This is a genomic window from uncultured Candidatus Thioglobus sp. (assembly GCF_963981275.1).
Lineage (GTDB): Bacteria > Pseudomonadota > Gammaproteobacteria > PS1 > Pseudothioglobaceae > Thioglobus_A.
Genome location: NZ_CAXCCZ010000067.1, coordinates 1 through 2,407, shown reverse-complemented (window position 1 = coordinate 2,407; position 2,407 = coordinate 1). Strand labels below are relative to the sequence as shown.

At 40.9% G+C, this 2,407-nt stretch carries 4 protein-coding genes; 1 reads left to right on the top strand and 3 read right to left on the bottom strand.

Features of this window, described 5'->3' with window-relative positions; genetic code table 11:
* On the bottom strand, positions 1-1,007 hold a 1,007-nt coding region (locus ABNR88_RS07175; RefSeq protein WP_348670250.1), incomplete at its 3' end, for an FAD-dependent oxidoreductase.
* Positions 1,004-1,375, bottom strand: coding sequence for a hypothetical protein (locus ABNR88_RS07170; RefSeq protein WP_291927849.1), 372 nt, complete (start codon positions 1,373-1,375; stop codon positions 1,004-1,006). The genes ABNR88_RS07175 and ABNR88_RS07170, both read right to left, overlap by 4 nt.
* Positions 1,376-1,472: 97 nt before the next feature.
* On the opposite strand from ABNR88_RS07170, the gene ABNR88_RS07165 reads away from it, so the two are divergent.
* Positions 1,473-2,054: a malonic semialdehyde reductase gene (locus tag ABNR88_RS07165; protein ID WP_291927852.1), complete on the top strand. Its 582-nt coding sequence runs from the start codon at positions 1,473-1,475 to the stop codon at positions 2,052-2,054.
* A 156-nt stretch (positions 2,055-2,210) separates the two neighbouring features.
* Here the strand turns inward: ABNR88_RS07165 and ABNR88_RS07160 are convergent.
* The coding region (locus tag ABNR88_RS07160) for a hypothetical protein (RefSeq protein ID WP_291927855.1) at positions 2,211-2,407 on the bottom strand (197 nt) is incomplete at its 5' end.

Below are 2,407 nucleotides of genomic sequence, written 5' to 3'. Positions count from 1 at the left end.
GAATCCACAATGCACATCAGCTCAATTTTGAAGGTATGGCTAGAATCTTTACCGTTAAGATTATCCAGTGCATTTTTAGCTGCTGCCGCAGCTTGCAAGTCAGCCATATGAGCTTGTTTTGGCATCCACTCTGGCCCTGGGAAAGAGCCTGAATCACCTGCGACAAATACTTTGTCTACACCTTCTACTTCACAAAATTTATTAGCCTTCAACATGCCACCTTCGCTACGCGCAAGATCAGTATTGTCAAACCAAGTGTTGCCAGTCATGCCAGGCATAAATAAAATTAAATCAGCGGCAAACTCGCCACCTTCAGTGATCACTTTACTGTCTGTAAACTCTTTCATCTTATGACCAAGATGAGTGGTGATATCACGTTTTTTCATCTCACTCAGCAATCCGCCTACTGCCTTTTCACCTAGGCGAGCACCCGGCTTTGCCGCTGGAGTAAAGAAAGTTAGTTTAAATTTATCACGTCTACCTTCAGAGCGAAGCTGAGTATCCAATCCAAACAAAAACTCAAACATCGGGCCGCCACGCATCGCACTTGGCTCTTTAGGATTGCCACTAAAACCAACGGCAATATCACCACCATCCATCGCCTTTACTCGATCACGAATAGCCTCAGCCGCCTCTAAACCTTCACATGGGGTGATGGCATGCTTAATGCCAGGTAGTTTTTTAATAAAACGCCCGCCTGAAGCAATGATCAGCGCGTCATTCTCATAAGTGCCAATTGGTGTTAGTACCGACCTGCCTTGATTTTCCAAGCCCGTTACTTCGCTGACAATATGCACAACACCCATGCGTTTGAAAAAATTATCCAGCGGTATCACAATATCTTTCTTATCAGCTGCGCCCGACGGCACCCAAATCAAGCTTGGCATATAAACCAATTCTGCTTTTGGGGAAATAAGCGTAATTTCAACTTCTTTATCTTGCTTTCTAATAGTTCTAACAGCAGTTAATCCTGCAAAACCCGAGCCAATAATGGTAATTTTTTTCATATTTTCTCCTCTTCTATGTTGTGACAAAAGTGGCCATCATCTGGGCTTTCCACACTCTTGGCTATATTTTCTACAAACGCTTGCAACTCGTCAAATTCTAACACCGTTAGAATGCGGGTAACCACATCTGGAGCAACTCGAAGCGTGCAAATGCTGCCATCTTTAAGCTTCACTTCCATGCCAGCTGCATTCATCATCAAGCCTTCGTCAGATTTTTCTAAAATTTTCTCAAGCTCCTCTTGCAGATCATCGTACAATTCTTGTAATTCATCTAACACTTCGTCAGCTGTATCATCCGCAATAGAGATAATCTCTCCCTGCACGGAGCCAAAATCATCGTCATTTTGCTGTTCAAATTTTATTCCCACCTTTGTCAAATGGTCTTTAAATTTGAGTGAGAGCGATGAGTCGAAAAATATATAATCTAGCATAGAAATTTTTTATTTATTATTAAGGGGTATTTTAATGCTAGACCAGAATGCACTAGACACTTTATTTATCAAGGCCAGAAGTCATAATGGCTGGCTAGATACAAATATTTCTGATGATAAAATTCATCAAATTTACGAATTAATGAAGTACGGGCCAACTGCTGCTAACAACTCACCTGCGCGCATCACTTTTGTCAAATCTGATAGTGCCAAGCAAAAACTAAAAGCACATCTTGATGAGGGAAATATCGAAAAATCTATGGAAGCACCTGTAGTGGCAATTATTAGCTATGATATTGAATTTTATGAAAAATTAGGATTTTTATTTCCACATACCGATGCCAAAAGTTGGTACGCTGGCAATGACGCAAAGATCAAACAAGCGGGCGAGATGAATGCCACTTTGCAAGGCGCTTACTTTATGCTGGCAGCGCGCTCAGTTGGGCTTGATTGCGGCCCAATGGGTGGTTTTAATAGCCAAACACTAGATGAGGATTTTTTCCCAGATGGAAAAACCAAATCAATTTTTCTGTGTGCAATCGGCCAAGGTGATCATAGCAAAATTTTCCCAAGAAGTCCGCGTTTAAGCTTTGATGAAGCTTGTGCGATCATCTAATAATTTGAGAAATAACACAAACAAGGTGTAAAACACCGAGTTTAAACCTTAAAAACCTATTAAAAATGCCGTTTTCACGGCATTTTTTGTTATTTAAAGCCCTTTAGCTCAGTCAGTTTTGAAAATTTGGCAAATTTTCAAAATGAACAGAAAAACCTAATCTTTATCAGATTTTTCGCTTTCTTCTCTTGGTGGACAGCCATTATGCTTAAGCCACAAGTCCTCGTGACCAATTGCTTTAGCAAACGCAGGGATTTCACATTCTTGTGATACTTTCTCTGCCGACTCTGGCTTAGCCTCTTTTTCTTTATCATCGCCCAATCCAAAAACAGCAAATGCACCCAGTGCAATCA